The following is a 4,665-nucleotide window of genomic DNA, read 5'->3' as shown; positions in this document are numbered from 1 at the left end:
CGTGCCTTTTTGCCCGTTCGATTTCGCAGGGGTTATGTACCGGCGCACTTAGCAGCAGCGGCTTGGCTGATACGCCTCGACCGTGCACGCCATCTGCACCCCATAGCCTTGCGGTTCTGGCATCTCCGGCCAGCATCAAAATATGCCCACGCTGCACGCAAATATGACGGACACGCGCGAACAAATGCCTTCGTTGTTTCGTTTCCAGCGCATAATGCCGAAAGATCACACCGGAACCTGATGGCAGCCGTCGGATGGCAGCCAGCAACTGGTCGTCCAACCGGGGATCGGTCATCAGCCAGATACGCGGAACAGGTTTTCGCAATGTCTGGCGGGCGGGGATGGCAACCGCTATAGCGCGCGGCCATGCCCGATGCGACTCCCGAAACCCCAGCCCGCCGCCTTGCCGACATTCACGCCGAAATGGCCAAGGCCTGCAAGATTGCGAGGCGCTCGACCGATGACGTTGCGTTGATTGCGGTTTCGAAAACTCGCGATGCGGACGAAATCCGTCCGCTTCTCGACGCGGGTCACCGGATGTTCGGCGAAAACCGGGTGCAGGAAGCCGCAAGCAAATGGCCTGACTTGCGCATCGCTCATCCCGACATTCAGCTGCACCTGATCGGTCAGTTGCAATCGAACAAGGCCGAAGAGGCTGTCGAACTGTTCGACTGCATCCATTCGCTCGATCGTCTATCGCTATTGTCGGCGCTGTCGAAAGCGATGACCAAGGCTGAAAAACACATTCCCTGCTTCATCCAGGTCAATATTGGCGAGGAAGAGCAGAAGGGCGGCTGTGCGATTGCCGAGCTGCCTGAACTACTCGAAGCGGCAAAGGCTGCCCATATTGAGGTTGTCGGCCTAATGTGCATACCGCCAGCCGATGTCGAGGCTGCCCCCTATTTCGCGTTGTTGGCCGAACTCGCTGCTCGGCATGGCTTGTCGCAGTTGAGCATGGGAATGTCGGACGATTTTCCTACAGCAATTCAATTGGGCGCGACGCATATCCGCGTCGGCACCGCCTTATTCGGCGCGCGCACGGCTGGCTGACAGCGGAAAGCAGAGCACCCTGCCAGTGGCCGGGACTAGTGCCTGGGTCGCATATCCCCCGCAAGCCTCGCTGATCACTGAATCGTCAGCTTCCAGCCCCCCGGTAAGCGCACCGAAAGCAGGCAGGATCAGCTTGCTCGCGCTCCGCACAAAACAACGCCGTGACACCAGCCGCCCCCTGATTTCCTGCCGGAATTTGGGATGGAAGTGCCCGGACATTTCCGGTCGCCGATCTTGAGGCTCTGCCTCATGGAGCAGGATGATGCCTTCGATGTTCAGCTCTTCATGGACTGCACCACCCCAATTTGCCGCGATCCCAGGATCGTGATTGCCGACAATCCAGCGCCAGTCATAGGTTACGGTCAATTGGCGCAACAGTCGTGCGGCTTCATCCTCCAGCCGCGCTTCTCCGCCATCGTCGTGGAAATTGTCACCCAGGCAGAAAATCGCCTCGACCGCATATTTTCGGGCAAGCCCGGCCAGTTCCTCGAGCGTTGCACGGCTGTCATAAGGCGGGAGGAATTGCCCTCTTATGGCATAGCTCGAAGCCTTTTCGAGGTGCAGGTCGGCAACGAGCAGCGCCTTGCGTGCAGGCCAAAAGAGCGCGGCTTCACCCGCCACCTCAAAATCATGTCCGCCAAAGCAAAGATGTCCCGTCACAGCGGGTGCTATGGGCAATGCGCTACGGGCTGACAAGCAGAGGCTTTTGCTTTATGCGCGCCGCCATCATGCTTTCAGTAGTTGCCCTCTACCATTTTGCACCCATCGCCGATCCACGCTCGGTTCGTGATCCGCTGTTCGCCTTTTGCGAGGAACGGGGGATCAAGGGAACACTGCTTCTCGCAAACGAAGGCGTCAACGGCACGATTGCCGGTGCTCGCGAAGCACTCGAGGAAGTCGTTGCCACTATCCGCAGCTGGGATGGCTTTGCCGCGATGGAAGTAAAATATTCGCATGCGGATGCGATGCCTTTCGGTAAGCTGAAAGTCCGGCTGAAGCGCGAAATCGTGACCATGGGTGTCGATGGCATCGATCCGCGCTCCGATGTCGGCCATTATGTCGATCCGGCAGACTGGAATGCACTGATTTCTGATCCCGAAACCATCGTCATCGACACGCGGAATGATTTCGAGGTTCAGGCCGGAACCTTCGAACGCGCGGTTAATCCGGAAACCGTTTCATTCCGCCAATTCCCGGCATGGTTCGATGCCGAAGCCGAGAAACTGCGCGCCGAAGGCAAATCGCCCAAATTCGCGATGTTCTGCACTGGTGGCATACGCTGCGAAAAGGCCACCGCCTATGTCCGTGCGCAGGGCTTTGATGAGGTCTATCACCTCAAAGGCGGTATCCTGAAATATCTAGAAGAAGTGCCGCCTGCCGAGAGCCGCTGGCAAGGTGACTGCTACGTCTTTGACGAACGCGAACTGATCGGCCACGGGTTGGAACTGCGTAAAGGTAAGGCGGCCTAGCGACTGGCGAACGCAAGCCTGCTAAAAGATTCGTTGCGCGCACCTCTTGGCAGATCAAACGCCACGCGCCGGTTACCAAAATCGATGACCACGCGGTCGAACAGCTTCAGCGCATCCATGCCAAACAGGATGGCGGGTCGATCGTTGAGATTAAGCGCATGAAATGCATAATTGTCGGCAAAGGTGACCGGCAGATTGGCGACATTGAAGCTGCCAATCTTGATTTCCCTTATCTGGCTGAAATCGCCCGGCAGCTCCTTGCCCGTCACGCTTTTCATGGTCACCGGGACATATTCAAAGCGCAAATGCCGTTTGCGAAGTCGATCGCGCAACGCGAAATTCCCCATGCTGGCTTGCGCACCGGTGTCGAGAATGATGTCCACTTTGAAGCCATCAATCTCCGCACTCGACAATATCATCCGGCCGGCGCGTTTCTTGGCACTGACAACAATCATGCCCTGCTCGAGCTTTCCGGGGCGTTTGCCAATGGCCGACGGCAGCACCTCAAGATGTTGGGTGCGGAAATCAAGGAAGACCTTGCTGTCTTCCAGGCTGTCGATGCCCAATAGGCCATTGCCACCAAGGTTGCCGCGATCGAGCGCGGGGGCTTCGATGCCTTCAACGGTGTGTGACTTGAGCGATAACTCCTCGATGTAAAAGGAAGGCGCAACCGCTGGGCCAGAAATCGTCGCCAATCTCAGCTCCGGCCCAGCCTCCAGCGCAAGCCGCTTGGCCAGATCGCCGGATATGACCGTACGCTCGGCCCCGGTATCGACAATGAAATCCAATGGCTCGCTGTTGTTGATGCGCACCGGGACGGTCATCCGGTCGCTCCGGTCGATTTCGAATTGCTGGATCACCGACAATTCAGGGATCAGCGGCGCTTCTGCCGACGTGCCCGTATCTTGGGCCTCACCGACCGAAGTCGATGCAACAACGCTGAGGCCGATCGCGGATGCTCTAAGCCAATGTCGCATGGCTATTCTCCTCTGATTCAATACTACGCCTGGCTCGAGCCGCGAACAAGCGCCGTGTCGATTATTCGACGAACGACATGTCAGGGCGTCATCGCGATCCCGGCGAGGCTCTCGGCCTCGACCAGCAAAGCATCGTCGACCGAGCCCTGCGCTACGCTTTCGCGACCGATCATCACCATCAACGGCACCGCCATCGGGCTGACCCGTTCGAGCCGAATATGCAGCATCGTATCCTCCGCACGATCCAGTAAATCGCCCAGCCGTCCGACATCGGTGAGCCGTGCGCGCGCATCGTGCCAAGCGGCCTCTAAAAGCAGATGGCCGGGCTCATATTTGCGCAGCACATCGTAGATCAGGTCGGTCGAAAAGGTCACCTGCTTGCCGGTCTTGCGCTTGCCCGGATGCTGGCGTTCGACAAGGCCGGATATGATCGCGACCTCTCGAAAGGCGCGCTTTAGGAGGTAGCTGTTCTCGACCCAGTCGACGAACTCTTCTTCCAATATGTCGGACGAGAATAAAGATGCAGGGTCGGTTACTTCTTCCAAACTCCAGATACCCAGCGCATAATCGCTGGCGACGAAACCCATCGGTTTCAGCCCGCGCATTTCCATCCGCTTGGTCACCAGCATGCCAAGCGACTGGTGCGCGTTCCAGCCTTCGAAAGGGTAGACCACCAGATAATGCCGTCCTTCATGCGGGAAGGTTTCGGCGAGCAATTGCCCGGGTTCAGGAAGCGCCGAGCGGTAATCCTGCATCTCCAGCCATTCGCGTACATCATCCGGGAAACGCGCCCAGCCTGCCCGGTCGGTCAGGAAGGCGCGCACACGGCTGGCCAGATGCGTGGTCAGCGGCATCCGCGCGCCCATATAGCTGGGTATCTGCGCCGCCTTTTTCGCTGCCCGCACGATTAGATCCAGATCGCGGATTGCTTCTACTTCCAGCGCCATGCCCGCGAAGATGAAGCTGTCGCCCGGGCGCAGCGGCGCAGCGAAATATTCCTCCACCCGGCCGAGACTGCGGCCATTTTTGAAACGGACGTCGAGCATGGGTGCGTCGACGATGATGCCCGCATTGAAGCGGTGCTGCGCGGCGAATTTGGGGTGGGATAGGCGCCAGTTGCCTTTCCCGTCGGGCACCAGCTTGCGAAACTTGTCATAGGCCTTGAGCGC

Annotated in this window: 4 protein-coding genes and 2 pseudogenes; 2 read left to right on the top strand and 4 right to left on the bottom strand. The window is 58.5% G+C overall.

Annotated features, from left to right (window positions below; genetic code table 11):
- Positions 1-295, bottom strand: a pseudogene (locus Q0239_RS12385) (thiamine phosphate synthase); the annotation flags it as partial.
- Between the two features lie 71 nt (positions 296-366).
- Here Q0239_RS12385 and Q0239_RS12380 point away from each other — a divergent pair.
- A complete protein-coding gene (locus Q0239_RS12380; RefSeq protein ID WP_298603331.1) occupies positions 367-1,050 on the top strand; it encodes a YggS family pyridoxal phosphate-dependent enzyme in 684 nt (227 codons plus the stop codon).
- On the opposite strand, the gene pdeM is transcribed toward Q0239_RS12380, so the two are convergent.
- The gene (pdeM, locus tag Q0239_RS12375) at positions 1,024-1,710 is read right to left on the bottom strand and encodes a ligase-associated DNA damage response endonuclease PdeM (RefSeq protein ID WP_298603330.1); all 687 of its coding nucleotides are present in this window, start codon (positions 1,708-1,710) and stop codon (positions 1,024-1,026) included. The genes Q0239_RS12380 and pdeM overlap by 27 nt on opposite strands.
- Before the next feature lie 53 nt (positions 1,711-1,763).
- Here pdeM and Q0239_RS12370 point away from each other — a divergent pair, with 53 nt between their 5' ends.
- A complete protein-coding gene (locus Q0239_RS12370) occupies positions 1,764-2,519 on the top strand; it encodes a rhodanese-related sulfurtransferase (RefSeq protein ID WP_367276101.1) in 756 nt (251 codons plus the stop codon).
- Here Q0239_RS12370 and Q0239_RS12365 read toward each other — a convergent pair.
- Together Q0239_RS12365 and Q0239_RS12360 are read right to left on the bottom strand one after the other, a co-directional pair.
- Positions 2,516-3,496: a retroviral-like aspartic protease family protein gene (locus Q0239_RS12365; protein ID WP_298603329.1), complete on the bottom strand. Its 981-nt coding sequence runs from the start codon at positions 3,494-3,496 to the stop codon at positions 2,516-2,518. The two genes, Q0239_RS12370 and Q0239_RS12365, sit on opposite strands and share 4 nt — an antisense overlap.
- Positions 3,497-3,576: 80 nt before the next feature.
- A pseudogene (locus tag Q0239_RS12360) lies at positions 3,577-4,665 on the bottom strand (DNA ligase-associated DEXH box helicase); the annotation flags it as partial.

The organism is uncultured Sphingorhabdus sp. (assembly GCF_937872355.1).
Classification (GTDB): domain Bacteria; phylum Pseudomonadota; class Alphaproteobacteria; order Sphingomonadales; family Sphingomonadaceae; genus Sphingorhabdus_B.
Note: the sequence above shows the minus strand (reverse complement) of the source record. Positions and strands in the feature narration are given on the sequence as shown.